General features: G+C 64.3%; 29 protein-coding genes. 5 read left to right on the forward strand and 24 right to left on the reverse strand.

Features of this window, described 5'->3' with window-relative positions:
* Positions 1-92 precede the first annotated feature (92 nt).
* From LZ012_RS19195 to LZ012_RS19245, 11 genes are all read right to left on the reverse strand, one after another.
* Positions 93-1,151: a hypothetical protein gene (locus LZ012_RS19195; RefSeq protein WP_275712595.1), complete on the reverse strand. Its 1,059-nt coding sequence runs from the start codon at positions 1,149-1,151 to the stop codon at positions 93-95.
* A gap of 11 nt (positions 1,152-1,162) precedes the next feature.
* Positions 1,163-1,609: a cytochrome c family protein gene (locus tag LZ012_RS19200; RefSeq protein ID WP_275712596.1), complete on the reverse strand. Its 447-nt coding sequence runs from the start codon at positions 1,607-1,609 to the stop codon at positions 1,163-1,165.
* 10 nt (positions 1,610-1,619) lie between these two features.
* On the reverse strand, positions 1,620-2,066 hold the full coding sequence (locus tag LZ012_RS19205; RefSeq protein ID WP_275712597.1) for a c-type cytochrome: 447 nt from the start codon (positions 2,064-2,066) through the stop codon (positions 1,620-1,622).
* Entirely contained in the window at positions 2,063-2,611 is a 549-nt protein-coding gene (locus tag LZ012_RS19210; protein WP_275712598.1) for a methylamine dehydrogenase light chain, read from the reverse strand. Before LZ012_RS19210 ends, LZ012_RS19205 begins: the two co-directional genes overlap by 4 nt.
* A gap of 3 nt (positions 2,612-2,614) precedes the next feature.
* Positions 2,615-3,235 (reverse strand): methylamine dehydrogenase accessory protein MauD, encoded by a 621-nt coding sequence (gene mauD / locus LZ012_RS19215; RefSeq protein WP_275712599.1) that lies wholly within the window; start codon positions 3,233-3,235, stop codon positions 2,615-2,617.
* Entirely contained in the window at positions 3,232-3,777 is a 546-nt protein-coding gene (locus LZ012_RS19220) for a MauE/DoxX family redox-associated membrane protein (protein ID WP_275712600.1), read from the reverse strand. Before LZ012_RS19220 ends, mauD begins: the two co-directional genes overlap by 4 nt.
* Position 3,778: 1 nt before the next feature.
* Complete coding sequence (locus LZ012_RS19225; RefSeq protein ID WP_275712601.1) at positions 3,779-4,954, reverse strand: amine dehydrogenase large subunit; 1,176 nt, start codon at positions 4,952-4,954, stop codon at positions 3,779-3,781.
* A 68-nt stretch (positions 4,955-5,022) separates the two neighbouring features.
* Positions 5,023-6,411 (reverse strand): APC family permease, encoded by a 1,389-nt coding sequence (locus tag LZ012_RS19230; RefSeq protein ID WP_275712602.1) that lies wholly within the window; start codon positions 6,409-6,411, stop codon positions 5,023-5,025.
* Positions 6,412-6,445: 34 nt separating this feature from the next.
* Complete coding sequence (locus tag LZ012_RS19235; protein ID WP_275712603.1) at positions 6,446-7,234, reverse strand: SDR family oxidoreductase; 789 nt, start codon at positions 7,232-7,234, stop codon at positions 6,446-6,448.
* Positions 7,235-7,244: 10 nt separating this feature from the next.
* The gene (locus tag LZ012_RS19240) at positions 7,245-8,045 is read right to left on the reverse strand and encodes an SDR family NAD(P)-dependent oxidoreductase (protein ID WP_275712604.1); all 801 of its coding nucleotides are present in this window, start codon (positions 8,043-8,045) and stop codon (positions 7,245-7,247) included.
* Between the two features lie 4 nt (positions 8,046-8,049).
* Positions 8,050-8,871, reverse strand: coding sequence for a molybdenum cofactor biosynthesis F family protein (locus LZ012_RS19245; protein ID WP_275712605.1), 822 nt, complete (start codon positions 8,869-8,871; stop codon positions 8,050-8,052).
* A gap of 133 nt (positions 8,872-9,004) precedes the next feature.
* On the opposite strand from LZ012_RS19245, the gene LZ012_RS19250 reads away from it, so the two are divergent.
* Positions 9,005-9,742 (forward strand): helix-turn-helix transcriptional regulator, encoded by a 738-nt coding sequence (locus tag LZ012_RS19250; protein ID WP_275712606.1) that lies wholly within the window; start codon positions 9,005-9,007, stop codon positions 9,740-9,742.
* Positions 9,743-9,898: 156 nt separating this feature from the next.
* On the opposite strand, the gene LZ012_RS19255 is transcribed toward LZ012_RS19250, so the two are convergent.
* The gene (locus LZ012_RS19255; protein ID WP_275712607.1) at positions 9,899-10,894 is read right to left on the reverse strand and encodes a helix-turn-helix domain-containing protein; all 996 of its coding nucleotides are present in this window, start codon (positions 10,892-10,894) and stop codon (positions 9,899-9,901) included.
* A gap of 288 nt (positions 10,895-11,182) precedes the next feature.
* On the reverse strand, positions 11,183-12,097 hold the full coding sequence (locus LZ012_RS19260) for a LysR family transcriptional regulator (protein ID WP_275712608.1): 915 nt from the start codon (positions 12,095-12,097) through the stop codon (positions 11,183-11,185).
* Between the two features lie 104 nt (positions 12,098-12,201).
* Between LZ012_RS19260 and LZ012_RS19265 the strand changes: the two genes are divergently transcribed.
* A complete protein-coding gene (locus LZ012_RS19265; protein WP_275712609.1) occupies positions 12,202-13,086 on the forward strand; it encodes an MBL fold metallo-hydrolase in 885 nt (294 codons plus the stop codon).
* Positions 13,083-13,721, forward strand: coding sequence for a DsbA family protein (locus LZ012_RS19270; RefSeq protein ID WP_275712610.1), 639 nt, complete (start codon positions 13,083-13,085; stop codon positions 13,719-13,721). Before LZ012_RS19265 ends, LZ012_RS19270 begins: the two co-directional genes overlap by 4 nt.
* A 58-nt stretch (positions 13,722-13,779) precedes the next feature.
* On the opposite strand, the gene LZ012_RS19275 is transcribed toward LZ012_RS19270, so the two are convergent.
* From LZ012_RS19275 to hpaA, 7 genes are all read right to left on the reverse strand, one after another.
* Positions 13,780-14,841: an NADH:ubiquinone reductase (Na(+)-transporting) subunit F gene (locus LZ012_RS19275; RefSeq protein WP_275712611.1), complete on the reverse strand. Its 1,062-nt coding sequence runs from the start codon at positions 14,839-14,841 to the stop codon at positions 13,780-13,782.
* Positions 14,842-14,904: 63 nt separating this feature from the next.
* Complete coding sequence (locus LZ012_RS19280) at positions 14,905-15,264, reverse strand: phenol hydroxylase subunit P4 (protein ID WP_275712612.1); 360 nt, start codon at positions 15,262-15,264, stop codon at positions 14,905-14,907.
* Positions 15,265-15,274: 10 nt separating this feature from the next.
* Positions 15,275-16,819 carry a YHS domain-containing protein gene (locus LZ012_RS19285; protein WP_275712613.1) on the reverse strand — a complete coding sequence of 515 codons (1,545 nt, stop codon included), beginning with the start codon at positions 16,817-16,819 and terminating at the stop codon, positions 15,275-15,277.
* A 25-nt stretch (positions 16,820-16,844) separates the two neighbouring features.
* Positions 16,845-17,114 carry an MmoB/DmpM family protein gene (locus tag LZ012_RS19290; protein ID WP_275712614.1) on the reverse strand — a complete coding sequence of 90 codons (270 nt, stop codon included), beginning with the start codon at positions 17,112-17,114 and terminating at the stop codon, positions 16,845-16,847.
* 10 nt (positions 17,115-17,124) lie between these two features.
* A complete protein-coding gene (locus tag LZ012_RS19295; RefSeq protein ID WP_275712615.1) occupies positions 17,125-18,117 on the reverse strand; it encodes a ferritin family protein in 993 nt (330 codons plus the stop codon).
* 57 nt (positions 18,118-18,174) lie between these two features.
* A complete protein-coding gene (locus tag LZ012_RS19300; protein WP_275712616.1) occupies positions 18,175-18,441 on the reverse strand; it encodes a phenol hydroxylase subunit in 267 nt (88 codons plus the stop codon).
* 217 nt (positions 18,442-18,658) lie between these two features.
* Positions 18,659-19,678 carry a 4-hydroxyphenylacetate catabolism regulatory protein HpaA gene (hpaA, locus tag LZ012_RS19305; protein WP_275712617.1) on the reverse strand — a complete coding sequence of 340 codons (1,020 nt, stop codon included), beginning with the start codon at positions 19,676-19,678 and terminating at the stop codon, positions 18,659-18,661.
* A gap of 77 nt (positions 19,679-19,755) precedes the next feature.
* Between hpaA and hpaR the strand changes: the two genes are divergently transcribed.
* Positions 19,756-20,241, forward strand: coding sequence for a homoprotocatechuate degradation operon regulator HpaR (gene hpaR, locus LZ012_RS19310; RefSeq protein ID WP_275712618.1), 486 nt, complete (start codon positions 19,756-19,758; stop codon positions 20,239-20,241).
* 139 nt (positions 20,242-20,380) lie between these two features.
* Here the strand turns inward: hpaR and LZ012_RS19315 are convergent, their stop codons facing one another.
* The 4 genes from LZ012_RS19315 to LZ012_RS19330 form a co-directional block, all read right to left on the reverse strand.
* Positions 20,381-20,671: a hypothetical protein gene (locus LZ012_RS19315; RefSeq protein WP_275712619.1), complete on the reverse strand. Its 291-nt coding sequence runs from the start codon at positions 20,669-20,671 to the stop codon at positions 20,381-20,383.
* Between the two features lie 90 nt (positions 20,672-20,761).
* A complete protein-coding gene (locus tag LZ012_RS19320) occupies positions 20,762-21,034 on the reverse strand; it encodes a hypothetical protein (protein ID WP_275712620.1) in 273 nt (90 codons plus the stop codon).
* An 11-nt stretch (positions 21,035-21,045) separates the two neighbouring features.
* A complete protein-coding gene (locus LZ012_RS19325) occupies positions 21,046-21,321 on the reverse strand; it encodes a hypothetical protein (protein WP_275712621.1) in 276 nt (91 codons plus the stop codon).
* 11 nt (positions 21,322-21,332) lie between these two features.
* Positions 21,333-21,602, reverse strand: a complete 270-nt coding sequence (locus LZ012_RS19330; protein ID WP_275712622.1) for a hypothetical protein — start codon at positions 21,600-21,602, stop codon at positions 21,333-21,335.
* A gap of 357 nt (positions 21,603-21,959) precedes the next feature.
* Here LZ012_RS19330 and LZ012_RS19335 point away from each other — a divergent pair, with 357 nt between their 5' ends.
* Positions 21,960-22,178 carry a hypothetical protein gene (locus LZ012_RS19335; RefSeq protein WP_275712623.1) on the forward strand — a complete coding sequence of 73 codons (219 nt, stop codon included), beginning with the start codon at positions 21,960-21,962 and terminating at the stop codon, positions 22,176-22,178.
* Positions 22,179-22,275 lie beyond the last annotated feature (97 nt).

Raw genomic sequence — 22,275 nt, forward strand, 5'->3', positions numbered from 1 at the left:
CATTGAAGGGCTACTGGTCGAACATAGACTTTTGGCGCCGAAATCGAGTTACAAACCTCCGTTTCCTAGTGCGATATCCCCCAAGAACCGTATCAATCACGAGCAACAGATACCGGCTTGAAATAGCTCCCAACCACCACCATCAGCGGAAAGGTCACGGCGAGCATGGCGGAGGCGAGCCACAGTTCCAGCGGATAGGTCGGGCCGCCGGAAGGCAGCGCGAAATGGCTCAAGGCCAGCGATTCGTACAGGCTCAGCATGGTGACCGCCAGCCCGACAGCGGCGCCGTTGAGAACCAGGCCGCGCCAAGGTTGCGGTAGTTTCAGCGCCGGCACACCGTCGAACATGACGAGCAAGATGAAGTAGCCGAAATTGACGGTGACGCAGATGCGCACCATGAACAGCACCTGGTCCATGCCCTGCCCGACGAAAACCGTCCACAGGCCGCCGGCCACGGCGACGATGAGGGCCAGGGCGAGCAGGCCGAATACCGGCTGTTTGCCCAGTAGCGAAACCTTGCCGGCGAGCGCACTCACCGGCCAGAAATCGAACAGCACCAGCCCGAGTACCGGCACCAGCATGGCGATGCTAAAGACCAGCGGAATCCAGGCCATGAAGAGGCCGTGCGGGTCGAGTTCGGGGCGGTAGAACGGTGCTTCGGCCAGGAAGCCGAAGTCGAACAAGCCACGGAACAGAGCGTAGGCCAGCGCATAGGCAGCCAGCAGCAGCGCCCCGCCCATCAGGCCGGGATGGCAGATCGTCTGGGCGAAGGGCCAGCATTGCAGCGGCACAACGAGAACCAGCATCACCGCCACGGAAAAGATCAGGTACATGATCAGGAAAGGGGTCGGCAGATCCATGCCGCCCCCGAGCGTCTGCCAGGCGAGATAGGCGACGGCGGCGCCAACCAGCGCATTGAGCCCGGTAAAGGCGAGTCCGCGCAGCGGTTGCGGCAGATCGGCCAGCCGCTTGGGATAGCCGGACTGCCACACCAGGCTGATGACGATCTGCGCCGGCACCATGGCGACGAGGATGACGGTGCCCCAACCGGTCAGCCATTCCGGGCTGACCAGCAGGCAGAAGAAAAGCGAGGCGAAGACCGCCCCCGCCGTGGCGATCACGCCACGGCGCAAGGATTGCAAAGCGTTCATGGAAACTCCGGTTAGCGGGCCGCGCCGAGCTGGATGCTGTCGAGCTGCTTGACCAGCCGCACCCGCATGCCGGGAATGTCCTGCGGCACGCTGGCGCGATAGGCCCGAACTTCGTCGGCGGTGTAGGGCTTGAAATCGGCCGGGATGCTGCTGCGTCCGATATTGCTCATCACCCAGTTGAGCAGGTCGGCTGTTTCGCCGTCGCCGAGCGGCGTATTGAGCGTGCCCGGCACCTGCGACAGGTAGGCCCGGCCCTCCGGCACGCGCAGGAAATGACCGACCTCGTCGCGCATGCTGGGGATGCCGTTTTCCGGCGAGCCGCTGCCGTCGGCCTGATGGCAGCCCATGCAGTACAAACGGTAGTTCTTCTTGGCGGCATCGGCCATGGCCTCGCCGGACAGCAAGCCGGTCAGGCCGGCGAGCAGGAGGACGCTGCGGGTGATGGAAGCGAAGCGCATGGCGTTTTCCTTACTGGGAGGCGGCGCGCCAGGCGCGCAGTTCCTTGGCGGTCGGCTTCTTGGCGCGGGTAGCGGCCAGTTCGTCGGCCTCGATGGGGGTGAAGTCGGCCGGCAGTTCGGCGGTGTTGAAGGTGGTCAGCACGTGGTTGAGCACGGCGGCCAGTTCGGCATCCGAGAACTGTTGCCAGTTCGGCATGATGCCTTCGTAGAGCACGCCCTTCGATTCCATCTTGCTGGCTAGGCCGGCGATGACGATGCCCGGCAGGTACTTGCGCCCTTCGGGCACCGCCAGCCGCTTGCCCAGCGTGCCGGCCAGCGGCGGCGCCAGGCCGAGCGCGCCGGCACCATCCGGCTGGTGGCAGGCGGCGCAGTTGGCATCATAGACCGCCTTGCCATCCTGGGCCACGGCGACACCGGCGAGCAGTCCGCAGGCCACGGCAACCATCAGGCGCTTCATGACTGCCCCTCTTCCAGGCCGACTATGACCGACACCGTGCAGTGGTAGTGGCTGCTCTGGTTGGCCATGCACCAGTTGATGTCGTTGTGCACGCCCATCCGGTAGCCTGGCCGTTCGCGGGTGTTGGTGTTGCAGAAGCAGCGCCCGCAGGACGTCTTGCCGCAGCAGTCGTTGTAGCTGACCAGGTAGTCGCGGCCGTCGGCCGGGTTACGGCAGGTGCCGACCCACGACACGGCCGACGGCGTGCTGCCCGGCGGGCAGGTCGTCATCGTGCCGCCGCAGCAGGAGCACAGGAAGCCATCGACGCTGCAATAACGCCAGTAGTCGCAATCGGTCTCGGTCGGTTCGCGCTTTTTCGGGGCGCTGCCGTGACCGCCGGCGGCGTGGGCATTGTTGGTGCGGTCGAAGGGCAGCACCGGCAGCGCGAAGGCGCCGGCCACCAGGAGCTTGCTGACACCGACCAGGAAACCGCGCCGGCCGGTGTTGCTGGCTACCGAGCGCGTACGGCGCTCGGTGAAGCGATCGAGTAATTTGAGGAAGTCCATGACTCAGGCCTTTTCCGGATGAGCTTCGGCGGCGAGCAACTGACGGTCGATGTGCTCCTGCACCGAGGCGATGCCGCTTTCGTAGGCCGTCATCAGGCTTTCGACCTGCTCGCGGGAATTGACCAGGCCCTTGGCACGGACGAAGCCGTTGGCGTCGAGCAGCACGCAGTAGGGCAGCTTGGAAATCTTGTAGGCCATGCCCAGCGGCTGCGACAGCACGTAGGGGAAGTCGCCGAGTTGGTGCTTGTCGCGGAAGGTGGCGTGCTCGGGGCGGTCACCGTCCGAGGCGAGGATGACGTTCAGCCAGCGGTTTTCGCGGGACTGCACGGAGCGGATGATGGGCAGCAGCTTCTTGCACACCGGGCAGGTCGGCGATACGAAGAAGAGCAGCGTGCTCTTGGCGGTGGCCGTGCCGATGGTCAGGCCCTGGCCTTCCCAGGTGGTGACTTCGACCGGCGGGGCCAGTTCGCCGACCTTGGGGCCGTGGTCCATCATCAGCGCCCCCATCGGCGCGACGCGCTCGTAGAGGATGCCGATCTGGCGAGAGAGGGCAAGAACGCAGATGCCGAGGGCGACGACGACGACCCACAGGGCGATTACGGAGAGGGCGAGCGGATCCATCATGATTGCAACTCCTTCAAAAGCGGTTGATTGGCAAGCAACTGGTTGGCGCTGGCGTAGAGCACCAGCAAGGCCAGGATCGCGCCTGCCACACTGAAATAATCGATAGCGCCGAGGCTGCGCGGCAGCTCGTCGGCAGCGGCCAGGACGAGGGCCGCACAGAGGAACAGGTTGCGCACGACCAGGCCCCACGAAATGCGCTGGCCGCCGGTGCCGCAGCCGCATTCGATGCGCCCCATGCCGCGCAGCAGGTTGATCGCCACGCCGCCGGTGGCCACGACCATGACGGCCAGACCGAGCAGCACGCCGAGCGGCCGCGTGGCGTCGAGGATCAACGCCAGGCCGGCGAGCAGTTCAGCAGCCGGGAAGAGGCGGGCAAACAGCACGGCGGAACCACCGCTGAGCAGACCGTAGTTCTCCACGGCATAGCGGAACAGATCCAGGTCGCGCAGCTTGCCCAGCGCGCCGGTGATCAGGATGATCCCCATGGCAGCCGCGGCGGCATGAACAACGACCGGGTCGAACAGGAAAGTGGTCGCTCCCATGTCAGCGCACCTCCATGAACAGCGAGGTTTCGCCGACGCCGCTCATCGTCTTGGCGACCGGGTAGCCCTTCTGGATCTTGCGGGCGACGATCTCGCCCTTCTCGACATTGAGCGAGTAGAGCAGCGGCGCATTGCCCTGGCTGGCGACCAGCGAGATGGCCTCGTTGGAAGGAATGCGCGCCACCCGCTTGTGGCTGGCGACATCGAAGGCCCAGATTTCCTTGGACGGATTCTTGTGCGTTCCTTCCGCGCCCTTGTCGTGCATATTGACGTAGAAGGTGCCGCTGGCCCGGTGCATGGTCGTCACCTGCATGCCGCCCGGCCGCCAGTTGGCCTTGCGGTCGCGGGCATCGAGCAGGGACCACGGCGTGGCGAAGCTCGGCTTGTCGCCGGCCAGGGTCACCTTGTACACGTCGCCGAGGTAGGAAACGAAGTAGCGGTCGTCGCCGAGCATTTCCGGATGGACGTAGATCGGGTCCTTGTCCGGATCGAAGAAGCGCTGGCTGCGCTCGCGGGTGGCCGGCTGGCCGGCGTCGTCGAGCGTAACGGTCAACATCGTGCCGTCGCCGCACAGGGTCGAGAAACGATTGCCCTTGTCGCTCTTGTCCCAGGCCTGGATGGACCAGCAGCCGGGAGTCGGGATTTCGGCGACGAACTTCTTGGCCTGCAGGTCGACCACGCTCACCGACGTTGCCGGAGTGGCGTTCTGCACGTACAGGAAGCGGCCATCAGCGCTCGGCACCAGCATGCTGCGGTACGAGGCGGCCTGGGCGCGCTTGGGCGGAATGTCGATCTCGGCCTTCAGCTCCAGCGTTTCGGCGTCGTGGATTTCGACCACGTCGCTGCGCTGGCCGCGATAGAGGCGCGGGTAGTAGGTGGTCGCCACGTAGATGGACTTGCCGTCGGCCGACACCGTGGTCAGCGCGCCGTAGCCGGCCATCACCACGCCGAGGTAGCTCGCCGCAGTGCCATCCACCACATGCACACGACCGTCGGCCATGTGGTTGAAGACGAAATCGGTGACGTACAGCCGGTTGCCGTCCGGCGGGGCGGCGCGTTCGACGCGGATTTCCTCCTCCGGCAAGGGAGGCGGCCGATCCTTGCCGGCCTGCGCCGTGGCCGCCGCCAGGCAGAGCGGCAGGGCCAACAGCGCCAGCCGCGATGAGAGTTTTTGCATTTTGTGACCTCGTTCGACTCGTTAGGGAGCGTGAGATCAGTATCCGGCGAGGCCCTTTTCAGGCTGTATCAAGAATCGGAAAAAAAGGGCTCCGGTGCGAACAGCCCCCGCTTCATCACGAAACGCGTCCACAGCGCCGAGGCCACCCCGACGACGCCCAGGACATAACCGGTGAGGGCCGTTACCTCGTCCGGGCTGCAGGCGATGACATAGACCATGCCGCCAATGCCGATCAGCTGGGGCAGCGGGAAGAAGGGCGAACGGAACGGCCGCTTCGCCTGCGGATAGCGGCGACGCAGGACGATCAGGTTGATGTGGGCGACGATGTAGGCGATCAGCCACGAGGTCGAGGCGGCGATGACCAGGGTCATGATCGTTTCCGGCCGGTCGCCCATGAGCAGGATCGGCGCCCCGAAAGCGACCGTGATCGCGACGATGGCCGCCCACGGCGAGTCGTAGCGGGGATGGCGCCAGGCGAGGAAGCCGAAGGCCTGGCCATTCTGGGCCATCCCCTGCAGTTGGCGGGAGATGCCGGCGAGAACCGCATTGACCAGCCCGACGGTGGCCGCGACGGCGGTCAGCAGCAGCACCGCCGCCCCGATGCGCCCGAACGCCATGCGCGCATAGTCGAGATGCGGGAAGGCGCTGCCGGTCAGCAATTCGGGGGGCAGCAAGCGCCGGGCGCCCAGCGAGTAGAGGGCGAACAGGAAAGCCAGGGCGGTGATGCCGAGGATCATCGCCCGGGGAATGGCCCGGCCGGGATTTTTCACCTCGCCGATCATCGGGCAGACGAATTCGGCGCCGACCAGGCACCAAAAGAACAGGCCCACCACCATGCCGAAGCCGCCGCCGGCCGTGCCCTGCCCCGCCCCTGGCCCAAGCGGTGCGGCCGGAGCCGCCTCGGGGACCAGCCAGAGCATCGCCAGGCCGCTGACCAGGACCAGGCCGACCTTGACGACCGCCGTGCTGTTTTGCAGCGCCGCGAACACATCTGTCCCCCGGATGTTGAGGATGGCCAGGACGACTAGCAGCGACAGGGCCATGACCTTGGGCGGCAGGTCGATGCCACCGATCTCGCGCACGACGCTGTCGAACAGCATCAGTTCGGCCGGGACACCGAAGACATTGACCACCACGTAGCCGGAAAAGGTGGCGAGCAAGGCCGGGAAGTTGCCGATGGCGACTTCGGTATAGGTGCTCAGGCCGCCGCTGGACGGCATCATCAGCGACAGCTCGGAGAAGGTCAGCGCGTAGCTGATGGCCAGCAGGTAGGCGCAGGCGAAGGCGATGCCGATCAGCCACAGGGGTAGTTGATCTGCCACGCCAACGCCTTGCAGCACGCCGACCAGCGCCACTTGCGAAATGGCGATCCCGACGATGACGGCGGCCAGGGTCCCCGCCCCCAGCGTTCGCCGCTGCGGCTGGGAACAGCCAGCCTTGTCTTCACTAAACTCCATCGACCAAGCTCTCCATGGATATCCGGCAGCAGCGTCAGGCTTCGGGCAGCAGGGCGCCGCCGTCTACGATAATGGTTTGTCCGGTGACGTAGGAAGCGCCGGGCGAAGCCAGGAACAACATCGCCGCGGCGATATCCGCCGGCTCCCCCAGGCGTCCGAGCGGAATGCCCTGGCACAAGGCGGCCGTGACCTCGCTGCCGCCGAGGTTGTCCTGAGCCGGTGTGCGGATCATTCCCGGCTCGACGCCATTGACCGTCACCCCCTGGGCGGCGACCTCCAGCGCGGCGGCGCGAATGAAGCCATTGACGCCGGATTTCGACGCCGCGTAGTGCGCCAGCCCGGGATAGGCGACGCGCGGCCCGGTCACCGACGACGTGACCAGCATGCGCCCGCCCCCGCCGGCCGGGAAGTGGGGCAGCGCCGCCTGCAACAGGCCGAAAGCGGCGCCGACGTTGATGGCGAAGGTTTTGGCGAGCAGGGCCGGTGTGATCTCGGCGAACGGGGTCAGGGGAAAATACGCCGCGTTGTGCACCACCACATCGATACGGCCATAGGCATCGGCCGCCGCCCGGATGATTTCCCCGGGCGCGGCGGGATCGGCGAGATCGCAGCACAGCGCCGTGGCGCTGCCGCCGGCCGCGCGAATCTCCGCCCCGACCGCCTCGGCGCCGTCGCCATTGAGATCGGCAATGAAGACCTGCGCACCGTGGGCGGCGAAAGCCAGCGCGATGCTGCGGCCGATGCCGCTGGCACCGCCGGTGACGATGACCGTGCGCCCCGTGAAATCGAGATCGTTGCGATATTGCGTGAGGGATGCGTTCATGGCTTGCCTCTCAACGGGTAAAGGCCAGGGTCGGCACATCGACGATGGTGGAGCCGCCATCGGCGGTCAGCACGGCACCGGTCACGATGGATGCCGCCGGCGAAGCCAGGAAGACGCAGACTTCGGCGATTTCCGCCGGATCGGCCGGGCGCTTCAAAGGCACATCGCCGGTGACCATGGCGTAGGCCTCGTCGAGCGACAGGCCATGCTGCGCCATCAACGGCTGCATTTCCTCATCGGCCATCGGCGTTCGTACCCAGCCCGGACAGACAACGTTGGAGCGCACGCCGAGCGGGCCGTAATCCCGGGCCAGCGAGCGGGAGAGGCCGATCAGCGCATGCTTGAAGGTGGTGTAGCCGCAGACCTGCGGCCCGGCCGCCAGGGCGGCGATGGAGGCGACGAAAACGATGGTACCGCGCTGCGGGATGAGCAGCGGCAGCGCTTCGCGGGCGCTGATGAAGGCGGTATTGAGGTTGGCGTCGAAGGCCTTGCGCCAGTCCTCGACGCTGGTCTCCATGCAGGCGCTCTGACCGAATCCGCCTGCGCTGGCGATCAGCATGTCGAGACGGCCGTGGCGCTCGGTCACCGTCGCCATCGCCCGCTGCATGTCGGCTTCGTTGCCGGCGTCGGCGACCAGGGCGAAACCGCCGCATTGGGCGGCGACGCGCTCCACCAGTTCGCGGCGGCGTCCGAGGACGCCGACCGTGGCGCCCTGCTCCGCCAGCCGGCGGACACAGGCCTCGCCAATACCGGTGCCGCCGCCGGTGACCACAGCGACCTTGCCAGCCAGGGGTTGTGCAGAACGATCCATGCGCTTACTCCGCCGGAATGACCGAAATCACGCGAGCGCGGGCGCCGACCGTGAAATTGCGCAGCTTGCCGAAGTCGTTGTTTTCGTAGCCGACGATCTTGCCGGTGGTTTTCATCGCGTTGAGGTCGACCATGACGATGCCCAGGGTCGGCACGATCTTTTCGCGCCAGACGAACAGGTAGAGGTTGTCGGCGATCTTGTAGTAGTGGCAGGCGTCGGTATCGGCCAGCCCCTTTTCCGACCCGGCCAGACAACGCCAGGCGTAGTAGTGATCGTTCAGGTAGATGTGCTCGTACTTCTCGAACGGGCTGTAGATGTATTCGACGCGCTTGCCGAGCAGATCGCGCGTCACTTCCGGCACGGGCTGGTCCGGCGTCAGCGGCACATCGATGCTGCCGCGCAGGAAGGTGGCATCCACCGCCGTCAGTTCCTTGCCCTGGGCAATGCGGGTGATGAACGAAGTCATGGATTCTTCGGCGGTCGGCAACTGGCCGATCACTGCGATGAAGCTGCGGCGCTTCAGGTCGAGGACCAGCGACACGCTGGTGGCGCGCTCGCCGCTCTTGATGAAATCGACGAAATAGATATCTTCACGGGGACGGGTGGCGACGTAGCGTTCTTCGCCCTGGCTGGCCTCACCCTCCCCGGCGGTAATGCGCCACGTCAGGCGCTCGCCATCGGTAAAGGCGTGTTCGATGACCCAGCCGTTTTCGAAGTGGAGATTCAGAGTACGTCCAGCCAGGTCGGAAACCGGCGGCAGGCAGTTGTTCTCAGGCAGGAAGGCGTCGCCGAGGGCGCCGACGGGGATCCATTCAGGAGCAGTCATGATGTTCGTTTCCAGAAGAAGTGAAGGAGACCTCACTATTCCCCAGACCCGCGCCGACGAAAATCAACCGGAAGTATGAGAGGCTTGCTCCTCGTCGGCAGCGTAAAGTGAGCCCCTTACCGTGAGTCACGCCATGAACAACGAAAAAACGACCAACGATCCGGCCGTCAGCGAAAAACTGCTCTCCCGCTTCGCCCATGCCTTCGGGAGCAGCGCCGGGACACTGCTCGCGAGCACCGGCTGGGTGACCTACGTCGTCGGGCCTGAGCTGCGCATCAAGCACTTCCTGGCCCGCGACACGGAAGGCGCCGAACAGGACGATTACGAACAGCATTTCGCCGACCTCGACCCGCTGGCGCCCCTGCACTGCCTCGCGCAGGGGCGCTGGGTGGTCGGCCTGCGCCAGATGCTCTCCCGCCGCTCGGCCGAGCATGCCGAATACCAGTCGGGTTTCCTGGACCGGCACGGCATCGTCGATGCCCTGGAGATATTCCTGAAGTCCGATGCCGACCTCATCCTCGGCTGCTCGCTGTTGCGCCATGGCGATGCGTCCAGGTTTTCCCGACGCGACCTGGCGAAAGCCGAAGCCCTGAAGACGCTCGGCGATTTTGCGCTGTCGCAGACCTTTCCCCAGCGCCAGGCCAGCGTGAAGATCATCGGCGAACGCTTCCCCGCGCTGACGGCACGCGAGGCGATGCTGGTCCAACTGGTCGTCGCCGGCCTGAGCAACAAGCAGCTGTGCCGGGAATTGGATATTTCCCTGCCGACCGTCAAAACCCATCTGCTCAGCGTATTCCGCAAGATGAACGTGGCCAGCCGGACGGAATTGGCTGCGAAGGTGCTCGGTTACCAGGGTAGCGAAAGCGACTGACCCGCAAGCCGGGCGAATTGCCTGCCCTGCGCACCATCGGCTTCGGCACAGCCTGCCGACGGTGAGGGTTTTATTGGCGCAATGCCATACGCAACTGGCTCGGGAGGCTAGGCCAAATTTGCGCAGGAGCCGGGCTGATTCCCAGCTGCAGCGTCCCTACGAAACGTGGATACAGGGCGTCTGTGACGGCAGTTCGCCGAACAGCTTGCGGTAGTCCTGGGCCAGTTGCGACAGGTGCCAGAAGCCCCAGCGTGCCGCCACGTCGCCGATCGACTCGCGCTGCGGCTCGCGTACCTTCAAGGCGCGGCGGAAGGCGTTGAGGCGGATGGCCTTCAGGTAGTGCTGCGGCGAAATGCCGAACACTTCCTGCGTCGCATTCTGCAGCGTGCGCCGGGTGACGCCGATCTCGTCGCAGATATCGACGATGCTCAGCGCCGACTCGGGCGAAGCATCGAGCAAGGCGCGGAAGCGGCGGACGATGCGTTCGCGGTTGGGGCACAGGGCATGCACTTCGGGGCCACGTGCCAGGCGCAGCGTTTCGATGAGCAGGCTGTAGAACTCCTCCTCCAGCTGGTGCAGGTTGGAAGGGAGCATCAGGTAGTCCGGCGTATCCTGCGCGCAGGCGTGGACGCGCTGCAGGAAATCGGCCATGGGACCGGCGTTGGCCGGGCCGATGGTCTTCGACGAGCGGCGTAGGTCGGCCTCCAGTTCCTCGTAATCCAGCACCGGGCCATCGAGATTGGTGGTCAGGTCGCGCGGCGAGAAGACGGCGGCGACCAGATCGAAGCGCTCCGGCGTGCGGATCTCGAATTCGGTGCCCGGTTCGAGCAGGGCGGCGGTACGCGTCGCCATCAATTCACCGCAGTGATAACCGCTCTCGCCCAGCGTCAGCAGCGTGCCGATGGCGAACACGCCCTGCGGCGTGCAGCCCTTTTGCAACAGCACGCGGTTGCTGGTCTCGCGGATCAGGGTGAAGGACGGGAAGCGGATTTCCTGCATCGAGCCGTCGAAACGCCCACCCGACAACTGGTCGTAGCGCTGATCCCAGTTCTCGTAGATGAGCGCCCGCGCCTGGATATCGACGTCGCCGTTGTGCAGGGCGCGCCGCGAGACAAGGCCAAGGCCGTTTGCCGATTCGCAAAGATGATTCATCTCGTTTCTCCGTCGGGGCGCCTTCTTTTGAGACGCCTATTTCACGAATATATTAGCCATTAATACGCAATAGTCAACTAATTGCTTTTAGCGTAACGCCGGCCATGCCCTATCAGTTCAGCAAGGGGCATGCCCGCCCCCGTCGGTCAGCGCAATATGCGCCAAGCCACTGATTTCATGGAGATGCAGACGCGGCAAGGGCTGCGGCGACAAGACGGCCAGCATCGTCTTTGCCACATCCTGGTGCGTCGACGCACAAACGGCGGGCGTCGCTCCGCCCGGCTGCACTCAGCCGGTCAACGCGGCGTCCCAGGGAGCGATGGCGCCGCCGAAACGTGCGGCGAGAAAATCGACCAGCAGGCGCAAGGCCAGTGGCTGATGCTGGCGCGACAGATAGATGGCGTGGATGCCCAGCGTTTCCGGCTCGCAGTCGGGCAGCAGGCGGACCAGCCGCCCCTCGCGCAAGGCATCACCGACGTAATAGGTGGGCAGCATGCTGATCCCCGCCCCGGCCAGAACCGCCCGGCGCAAGACAGCCGTTTCGTTGGTATGGAAACTCCAGCGCACCGGCGCCTCGATCATCTGACCGGCCTGCAGGAAACGGTAGTGGCGGCCCACCCCGAAAGCATGGGCGATGCAACGGTGGGCCGCCAAATCGGCCAGCGTGCGCGGCGTGCCATGCTGCGCCAGGTATTCCGGCGCCGCACAGAGCAGCGAGCGGCAAACGGCCAGTGGCCGGGCGATCATCGCCGGATCGAGCGAATTGGTAATGCGTACCGCCAGATCGACGCGCTCGGCCACCAGGTCGGTCGCCTTGTCGGAGACCGAGAGGACGATTTCGACCTGCTCATGCTGCCGCTGGAAATCGACCAAGGCATCGGTGAGCTGGGCGTCGGCGAAGGAACTGGCCGTCGTCACCCGCAGCACCCCGGCCGGCACGCGGCTGCGCGTGGCGGCCAGGTGCTGCACGTCCTCGGCGATTTCCAGCAGTTGCCGGCAGGCCGGCAAGGCGGCGACGCCGGCCTCGGTCAGGCTGACCTTACGCGTCGTGCGGTGCAGCAGCCGGGCGTCGAACCACGCCTCGACCGCCGCCAGGTAGCGGCTGACCATCGCCGCCGACATCTCCAGCCCGTCGGCCGCCTGCGTCAGGCTGCCGCGATCCACCACTTCGACAAAGACCCGTACCGCCGTCAGCCTGTCCATTTCATCGATTCATGCAATAAATAATCAACCAATACTAACTTTATCAACCATATCGAAAAAACTAAAGTTCGCTCCGTACCGACAACACACCCACGGAGATCACCATGAACCCAGCCGGCAAATTCGCCCGCATCCTCTTCCCCGCCCTCGCCCTGGGCATCGTCGCCGCTTCCGCCGCCGCGCAGACCGCACCGCTCGAGGTCAAGGTCTACAACGCCGATGCGCGGAGCTTCCACGTCAATGCCGTGGTGGTCAGCGGCAAAAGCGAAGCCCTGGTCATCGACAGCGGCTTCACCCGCGCCGACGCCCTGCGCGTGGCCGCCAATGTGCTCGACAGCGGCAAGACGCTGAAGACCATCCTGATCAGCAACGCCGACCCCGATTTCTATTTCGGCGCCGAAGCGCTCAAGGAACTGTTCCCGCAGGCCCAGGTGGTGGCCACGCCGGCCGTGCGCGACACAATCCAGGCCAAGCTGGCCGGTAAAGTCGCTTTCTGGGGTCCGAAGATGGGTGCCAACGCCCCGCATCAGCCCATCGTGCCGGACGCCCTGCCCGGCACCACGCTGACGGTCGACGGCGAGACGGTCGAAGTGCGCGGCACGCGCGGCGAACTGGCCCACCGTCCCTATGTCTGGATTCCGGCCATCCGCACCATCGCCGGCAACATCGCCATTTTCGGCAATCTCCATGTATGGACCGCCGACACGCAGAAGCCGTCCGAACGCCAAGCCTGGCTGGCCCAGCTCGACGAAATCGAAGCCCTCAAGCCGGTCACCGTCGTCCCCGGCCACATGGCACCGGGTACTGCGCTGGATATCGGCACCGTCCGCTACACCCGCGACTACCTGCGCCGCTTCGACGCCGAAGCCGCCAAGGCCGGCAACGCCGCCGAACTGATCGCCGCCATGCAGCAGGCCTATCCGCAAGCCGGCCTCGGCATCGCGCTGGACATCGGCGCCAAGGTCAACAAAGGCGAGATGAAGTGGTGAGCACGCCCGTCCTGCACTACATCTACGACCCGCTGTGCGGCTGGTGCTACGGCGCCGCGCCGCTGGTCGCAGCCGCCCGCGCCATCGTCACCGTCCGCCCGCACGGCGGCGGCATGATGGCCGGCGCCGGCCGCCAGGCCGTCACGCCGCAGCTGCGCGATTACGTCACACCCCACGACCACCGTATCGCCGCCCTCACCGGGCAAGTGTTCGGTGATGCCTACCGCGACGGCCTGCTGCGCGACACTACGGCGGTATTCGATTCCGAACCGCCCATCACCGCGATGCTGGCCGCCGAACAGGTGGCCGGCCGCGGCGTGGATATGATCGAACGGCTGCAGGTCGCCCATTACGTCGAAGGCCAACGCATAGCCGAGACGCCCGTCCTGCTTGCCGTTGCCGCGGCGATGGGCCTCGACCCCACCGCCTTTGCCGATACCCTGGCCGCGCAGACCGGCGACGCCGTGCAACGCCATATCCGGGATACGCGCCAGTTCATGCGCCGGGTCGGCGCCGGCGGCTTTCCGTCCTTCGTGCTGGAAACTGGCGATTCCCGTCAGCTACTCGATCTTTCCGCTTTCCTCGGACGCCCCGACGCGCTGACGGACTGGCTGCGCACCACCCTCGCCGCGTAGTAGACAAAAAAAGGCCGCGACGAACGCGGCCTTAAAGAGGGGTGGTGCAGAGGAAAACTTACACGCGCTTGAACAGCGGGCTGCGCACCTGCTGGGCATCGGCGGCCGAGAAGAATTTCTCGGTGTAGATGTCGCGTTCGAACAGGCGGCCCTGCATCAGCGTCGTGATGCAGGCTTCGATCATCACCGGCGGGCCGCACAGGTAGGCCTTGTTGCCGCGAAAATCGTTGTCGAAATGGGCCTTGGCGGCTTCATGCACGAAACCGCGGAATCCCGTCCAGCCGCTGTCGGCCGGCTCGTCGTTGAGCGCCGGGACGTAGGTGAAATTGGCATGCTTGGCGGCCAGCTCGACGAATTCCTGGTGGTAATACAGCTCGCCCAGGTTGCGTGCGCCATAGACCAGTGTGATCGGCAGTTCGCTGTTCTGTTCGAGCAGGTCGAGGATCATCGAACGCGGGCTGGACAGGCCGGAACCGCCGGCCATGAACAGCGACGGCACGTTGGCCGACTTGTGCACGAAGAAGCGGCCGTAGGGTCCGGACACGGTGATCTGGTCGCCGACCTTCAGTTCGTTGTGGATCCAGGTCGTGCCGACACCGGCCGGGACGATGCGGATATTGAGCTCGATCTCGTTGCCGGTCGAAGGCGAATTGGCCAGCGAGAAGGCACGATGGCCCATGTCGTTGGGCAGGTTGAAGTTGACGTACTGGCCAGCCTGGAAATCGAGCACTTCGTCGTTCGGAAGCTTGAGCCAGATGCCCTTGATGGTCGGCGTCAGGTTTTCGATGCGGCTGACCACCCCATGGAAGTCTTTCACCGGGATGTCGCGGGCGTCCTCGTCGATCTCCATCTCGACTTCGATTACCGTGTCGGCTTCCAGCGTGGCACAGCAGGCCAGCGCCTTGCCCTCTTCGCGCTCGTAGTCCATCAGCGCAAAACTCGACGAATTCTGGTGATCGACCTCGCCGTCGGTGATGCACACCTTGCAGGTGGCGCAATAGCCCTGGCAGCAGGCGTGCGGCAGGTAGATGCCGGCGCGCAGCGCGGCGTCGAGGATGGTCTGGCCGTCTTCGACTTCAATGCTGCGGCCGAGCGGCTCGATGGTCAGTTCGTAGCTCATGTTCTGGTCTCTCTGCAGGTCTTGGCGGGGTACCGCGACCGGCGCGGCGCCCCGTTGGTTCTTCTAGTAGCCGGTGCCGGCGATGCCATCCAGGCCCGGCGTCCGGAAACGGATCAGGTCTTTGTGGCCGATGCCGTTCTCGGCCAGGGTCTTGGCACGGTCCGGCGTGAAGGGCGTGTTGCCGTTCTGCCAGATGGCCTTGTCCCAGTCGATGTGCTGCCAGTCCGGGTGGTAGCTGAAGCAGGCGGCCATTTCGTCCACCACGGCGGAGAACGGCGTTTCCGGCTTCATGGCCAGCACGAAGGGGCGCGAGAACATGCGGTGGCGTTCCCAGTTTACGTACAGCAACTGGCGGCCCTTGTAGTTCTCGACCGCGTCGCGCGACTTGAACTCGTACGGAGCGAGGGTTTTCAACATGGTCATGACTGTCTCCTTAGTTCTTGGTCGCTTGTTCGCGCCAGGCGGCAAAGTTCTTCTGGTCCTCGGAGCCGTTGAAGTCGCCGAGGGCGCGCTTGTCGAGCTTCCAGTAGCCGAGCATGTCCTGGCCCGGCTTGAAGTCCGGCGCATTGACATCGACGCCATCCGGCTCGCAGTTGCCCTGCAGCACCTGGTGCGAGGAGATGAAGGTCTGGACGTATTTCTCCGGCTCGTTGTCGAAGATTTCCTTGCAGTGGTCGGAACAGGTGTGGAACTTCTCGCCCTGGTAGATCGACTCGCGGAAGCACATTTCCATCGGGTCGCCCGGCTCGTTGAACTTCATGGTGCTGACGCAGACCTGGCAGTTCATCGGCGCCGTCTTGTTGTCAAAACGGTTGCCGGCCTTATCCTGGGCGTCGAGGTACTCCAGGACCGGACGGTAGTACTGGTCGAAGGTGTTGGGGTACTTCTCGGACAGCCAGTCCATTTCGTCCGGCGTCGGAATCCAGGTATGGAACGGGGTGGCCTGCGGCTTCATGTAGAAACCGATCCACGACTGGTGGGAAACGTGTTCCTTTTCCTCGATGGTCTGGCTGAAGCACTTCGGGATGGTGATGCCGTAGCGGGCCAGGTCCTTGAACAGGGCGCCGCCGTTTTCCTCGACGTACATTTCCCAGGCTTCCTTGAAGCTCATGATGCGCTTGGGCAGCATGTAGTCCATCATCATGCCGACCGAGGCCAGCTTGCGGGTACCGCGCCAGGTCCACTTGTCGATCCAGCGCTGGACGATAGGCAGGTTGTCCGGGTCCTGCTCGAGCATGAACTTGATGCACTCGAGGCCCAGCGTCATGTGGCGGGCTTCGTCGGACTGGGCCGAGAAGCCGACGGTCATCGCCGCCATGTCGCCGTTGTAGGCGGCGCCGGAGATGAAGGGCACGAACAGGATGTTGGTCAGCACGTACTCGAAGGCGAAGCCGATGGCGACCATGAACTCGAACGGGCCGGCGGTGATGGCGTCGTCGAAGAAGGACTTGCCGTCGGACAGGTACCACATGCGGGATTGCTGGTGGGCGAACTCGTCCATCCCGTTGTAGTACTTGTTGTAGTTCGAGATCGAGTGGATCTGCGTCTGGAAGTGGCGGTATTCATCGACGGCCTGCATCTGGCAGGCGACGCGCGGGCCGGCGCCGTTCATCTGGCGGCCCATCATCGAGAAGCCACGGGCGGCCATCAGTTCCAGCGGCGGGGTCGAGCCGAGGAAAAGCTTGAGGACGTTGATGTAGCGGGCATCGGTGACCGACAGGTGGCCGTTGTTCTGGTTAAAGCCGTCGAGGATGGCGTACAGCTTGCGCTCCTTCTCCGACTGGTACTTCCAGTAGGCGTCCATGGTCAGGCGGAAGGGGTCTTCCCACTTGTCCCAGTCGTGAATCTTGATGCCTTCGTAGGTGGTCTGCGGGAAGACGTCCGCCGGCTTCTGGTAGGTCGTGTCCCAGGCCAGATCGCGGGTCATCAGGGCGTAGCGCTCCTTGAGGCCGAGCTTCTTGGTTGCTTTCATATCCATGGTGTTCGCTCCTTCGTAGCCGGAATCAGGAATTCCAGCTCAGGGTAAATTCGTCGTCGGTCTCGTCCAGATTGCCGGAGATGGTGATCAGGTGCAGTTGCAGTTCCTGCAGGTCGAAGCTGCGACCGATCTTCTCTTCGACCGTTTCGCGCTTGATGACCAGGCGGTTCGGCACGTCGATCTTCACCATCGACGGCTGGTCGTCGACCATGGCGTTCGGGTTGTCCTCGAGGATGGCCTCGACGATGCAGCGGGAGTCGTCGTTCTTCTGGAAGGCGATGAATGCGTTGGACATGCGATTTCCTTTACAGGGCGATGCCGGCCTTGGCGGCGCGGGCATTCAGGTTCTGGACCAGTTCGGCCATGATGGTTTCGGCTTCGCCGCCGAAGGCCAGGGCGGCCACCGGCTTGAGGGCGACGACGGCACGGTCGCGCCACTTGCGGATCCACGCGGCGAGCTGTTCCTTGTTGCCGGGGTTGTCGGCACCGGTCGACTTCAGGACGGAGTCCAGCCACTTGCTCGTTTCGCCGAACCATTCGCGCTGGAAGCGGGTCAGCATCGAGAACACCGGGCTGTAGGCCGCATTCAGTTTCTCGTTGTAGCGCTCGTAGATGAGCGGGTAGAGCAGGCCTTCGAGGGCGAAGTCCTGGGCGACCAGCACTTCGAACCAATCCTTCTCGACCATCAGGTCTTCGACGTAGCGGCGCAGTTCCTGCCACTCGGCGCCTTCCAGCCAGGCAGTCTTGGCGTCAGCCAGGGCGCCGAGATCGTCGAAGGCCATGCCCAGGCGGGTCACATACTGGGCGACGCCGAGCTGGTCCATCGAGGCGTAGCAGGCAGCCTGCGAAATGGCGATGCCGTAGCCGTAAGACGACACGTAGGCCTTGTTCAGATTGGAAGCCCAGGCGACATGGCGCAGCGGCAGGAAGACTTTCAGCGCTTCCTCTTTGCCGGCGGCCGGGTAGGCGGCGGCGAGGCCCAGTTCGTCGACCAGGTCGAAGTCGCCTTCGGCCACTTCCTGCATCCGGCCGCGGGCCAGGGTCCAGGCGCCGTAGTAGTACTGGCGCGGATCCTTCAGCGCGTACCAGTCCTTCATGGTGATCGCGGTGCGCGTCTGGTCGAAGATGTCGTACTGCGGCTCCCAGGTCGGGCGATAGTGGTAGTTCTCGACCGGCTGCAGGTCCATCGTCGCTTCGATGTAGCGCGAGGCCGGCTTGTCGGCCCCCATGCGGCGGGCCAGGTGGCCGAAGGTCTGGCGCAGCGGCGTGATGCTCACTGTCCTCAAATCGATTGCCATGCTTGTCTCCTTGAAATTCCCAATCGGTGCGCTTGGCCGCACCGGAAAGCCAAATAGTTAGCGAAAACGCTGGTGCGTCGCCTGGTGCAGGTTCCAGTGGAAATCGGCGTCGGAGGCATCGGCATCGGCCGGCTCGGACTTGGCGTCGGTCAACAATTCGACCTGATTGGCCTTGCAGAATTCGTCGAAGGCCGCCTTGGGCATGACCAGTTCGGCCGCCACGTCGGGGTCGCCGACGGCGAACTCGAACTCGATCAACCCATTGGGCCGGGTGCGCATGACGCGCACGAACTTGCGGGTAATGTCGAACTTGCCTTCCGCCATGTCTCACTCCTCATTCCACGACTGCCTTGCAGCAGTTCTCTGATGAGGCTCATTAGACGCTTCACTAAGATATTAATGAATGGACGTTTGCGGAAATGACTTGTACTTTTCGTAACCCGAGAGATTCGGAAGGCGTCATGCCCGCGAAAGCGGGAATCGAGAAGCGAAACGGGAGCCGAGGCCCGCATCGCGGACCGCTGGTACGGGAATGGCGCAGTCAGCCTTGGTCGTCGCGCCGGAACTGGCTGGGCGGCACCCCGGTGCGCTTGGTGAAGAAGCGGGAGAAATAGGCCGGATCGGCAAAGCCGAGCTGGTAGCAGATCTCGGTGATCGGCACCGCCGAATAGCGCAGCAGGCGGCGCGCCTCCTGCAACAAGCGTTCGTGCACGACTTCCTTGGACGGCCGCTCAGCCATGCGTCGGCAGATATCGTTGAGGCGCGCCTCGGTCACCGACAGGCGCTGGGCGTATTCGCTGAGCGTCAGGTGATCGCGGAAATGGGCTTCGACCAGATCGCAGAAACTGAGGAAGATGCGCAGGTCTTCGCTACGCTCGGGGCGCTGCGCCGAGACCGGCTCGTGCGCCACCAGCAGGCGGCTGAGATGGATGAAGCTGCTTTGCCCGAGCGCCTGCATCAGCGCCAGGTGCCCCTTGGCATCCCGGGTGAACTCCTGCTGCAACAGCGCCACCGAAGCCAGCAGGCCGTCGAAGTCGGCGGCGAACTCGGCCGGCAGGCGGGACATTTCGACGAAGGCCGGCTGACGCAGCAGGGACTCCGGCCATTGCCCGGGCATCGCCTTGTACCAGGCGCGGACGACTTCCTGGCGGATGGTCAGCACATGGCCGTCGGTATCCTCCTCGGAATAGAAGGAATGCGGAATGGTCGGCGGCGTGAAGATGAACAGCGGCGCCTCGCCGAAATAGACCTCGCCGTCCAGATTGAGACGGATGCTGCCGCGCACCAGCAGATGGACCTGGAAGAAGCTGTAATGCCGGTGCGGCGGCGTGTTGCGGCCGAAGAAATCGGCCAGACGGCCGAAGGTCTCGTAATGGATCTCGCATTCCGGGTCGCGCTGGTCGTAAACCCGCCCGATATGGATATCCGGAATTGCCTGCACCGCCGTCACCGTCATGCCCTGCCCCCGTCGCCACCACCAGATGAATGCCAGCTTACCCCAAGGCCGGCCGATTTTCGCGCCGTCCCACTGGCCGGCGACCCGCGCAGCGCGGCACGCCAATTCTCTAACATGTTAGCCATATAGCTGTTATCATCGGGCCTGTCAATGTGCCCACGCACCGCCCCGGAACAACCGCTATGACCCGCAAGCTCGCCTACCGCAACCTGCCGCAACTCTTCCTTCGCGCCCGCGAAGAACTGCTCTGCCACTTCCGCCCGATCATCACCCATTTCGGCCTGACCGAGCAGCAATGGCGCATCCTGCGCGCCATCGGCGAGTACGACCAGCTGGAGCCGCGCGAGATCTGCGAGATCTGCCAGATCCTCAGCCCCAGCCTGACCGGCGTGCTGTCGCGCATGGAAGACATGGGCCTGGTCACCCGCACGCGCATGGAAGAAGACCAGCGCCGCGTCATCGTCCGCATGACGCCGAAGGCCGAAAAGCTGGTGGCCGAACTCGGCCCGCTGATCGTCGAGCAATACAAGGTGATCGAACAGGCCTTCGGCCCGGAATTGATCCACGAACTCTACGTCGTGCTGGACAAGGTCATCGCCGCCGAACGCGGCCCGATTCCGCAAGTCAAGCTGCCCCCGCGTAAGAACTGGATCGCCGACGAATCCTGAACGGGATTTTCTGCTCGCCGAGGCTGCTAGGCGCAGCGGCGCCCCTCAAAGCAGCGAAGAGTGCTCACCGCACAATAGCGAAACAGCTTGCCACCGTGGACGCGCAGATCGAGGCAAGCCCCCGAACCGAAGCGAGCGATTAACGACTGCCGGTATTGCCCTGTGAACCAATCAAGGCAGCAGTAATGTTCGAATTGGCCCCGGTGTTGCTGATGGCAATCGTCTGCGTCTCATTGACTACCTGACCGATGTAGTTGTTGGTCTGAACGAAGTTGTTGACTACCGGCAGCAGGCTGGACGACTGCGGTGCATATGGCACCATCCAGCCGAAAACCCAGTTACCCTCCCCCAACCCGCCTCGCAACGAGGACATCGCCTGGCGGTCCAGGGCACGGTTGATGGGGAGGTCGTTGATCCTGATTGCACCCATTTTTGAATCTCCAAGTATTGGCATGAACGGCGAACCCGGCGAGGCCGCACGGCAAGGGAGATTCCCTCACCGCGCGGTGCCGCCCCGGCTTTAGAGCGGCTTGCCCGCCCAGGCGTTGGCATTCCCGAAGACGGAGTTGGCGTTAGCCGTCTGCACCATGCTGTCGAGATGCTGGCTGGCATCGAGTTGGGTGACCGGGGCGATGACCACCGAGGTGGCTGCACCGCCGATGCCGGAACCGCCCTGTGCGGCCGAGAGGTTCATGCCGGAGTTGTTGAAGGTGCTGCCGCCGCGGACGGCCGTCCGTTGTGCGCGGTCGAGTTCCTTGGCGATGGACAGGTCTTTGATCATGAGGGATTGCATGGTCGTTCTCCTTACAGTTTGTAGCCGCTGGCGCTGGCGTTGGCATTGCCGAAGACGGAGTTGGCACTGGCCGTCTGCACGACGCTCTCGAGATGCTGGCTGGCATCGACCTGGATCACCGGGGCGACGACCACCGAGGTAGCGGCGCCGCCGATGCCGGAACCGCCCAGTGCAGCCGAGAGGTTCATGCCGGAGTTGTTGAAGGTGCTGCCGCCGCGGACGGCCGCCAGTTCTGCGTGGTCGAGTTCCTTGGCGCAGGACAGGTCTTTGATCATGATGGATTGCATGGTCGTTCTCCTTACAGCTTGTAGGCGCTGGCGTTGGCATTGCCGAAGACGGAATTGGCGCTAACCGTCTGCACGGTGCTGCGGAGATGCTCGCTGGCATCGACCTGGGTCACCGGGGCGACGACCACCGAGGTGGCGGCGCCGCCGATGCCGGAACCGCCCAGCGCAGCCGAGAGGTTCATACCGGAGTTGTTGAAGGTGCTGCCGCCGCGTACGGCCGCCAGCTCTGCGCGGTCGAGTTCCTTGGCGATGGACAGGTCTTTGATGGTGATGGATTGCATGGTAATTCTCCTAGTGGTTTGGGTTGGTGAGCCATTCAGTTGCGCTCGAAGGGAATACAGCATAGGGTGTGCCACCCTCCGGGCCAGGCCTGAAGAAATACTGCAACGCGTTGTATTTAAAACATTTAATCACCAACCCCCAGGGAGCCACTGAGGCCCCGCCGAACCGGCTTCCGGGAAATGTGTTGTGCCCGGAAAAACACATTCCATGGCAACTGTTGGGAGCGGAAAAACACATCCCCTGGCCAATCCCGTTCCGGCGCCGGGAGCTCTGGGCCGGTTGAACTGGACACCGTCCCCATGGTCAACTTTGCTGGAGTCGTCAGCGGCCGAAGTCAGTACCAAGAGGAGCGAGCAATGAGCACTATCTCAATCATGGATTTGCCGGAAAGCGTCGATCTCGATCGCGAGGCGATGCGGGCAATCAGCGGCGGGGCACGCTTCGGTGGGCGTCCAAGTCTTCCCGTGGCCGCAAAGGCGGGTGCCACCCGCATCGTCGACTACCCTCCGGGAATCGCCGCCTATACCCCGGCGGATTCCGGTCTGGCGGCGGGAAACAAACTCCGCCAGCGGTAGCGTCCGAAAGCGCCGGGCGTGCTGCCGGATTGAAGGCGGGTGTAGCGCAGGCGGCACCGCTTCCCAAAGACGAACACCCAGATAAGCACGGAGGACG

This window comes from Dechloromonas hankyongensis, from assembly GCF_022012295.1.
GTDB classification, from domain to species: domain Bacteria; phylum Pseudomonadota; class Gammaproteobacteria; order Burkholderiales; family Rhodocyclaceae; genus Azonexus; species Azonexus hankyongensis.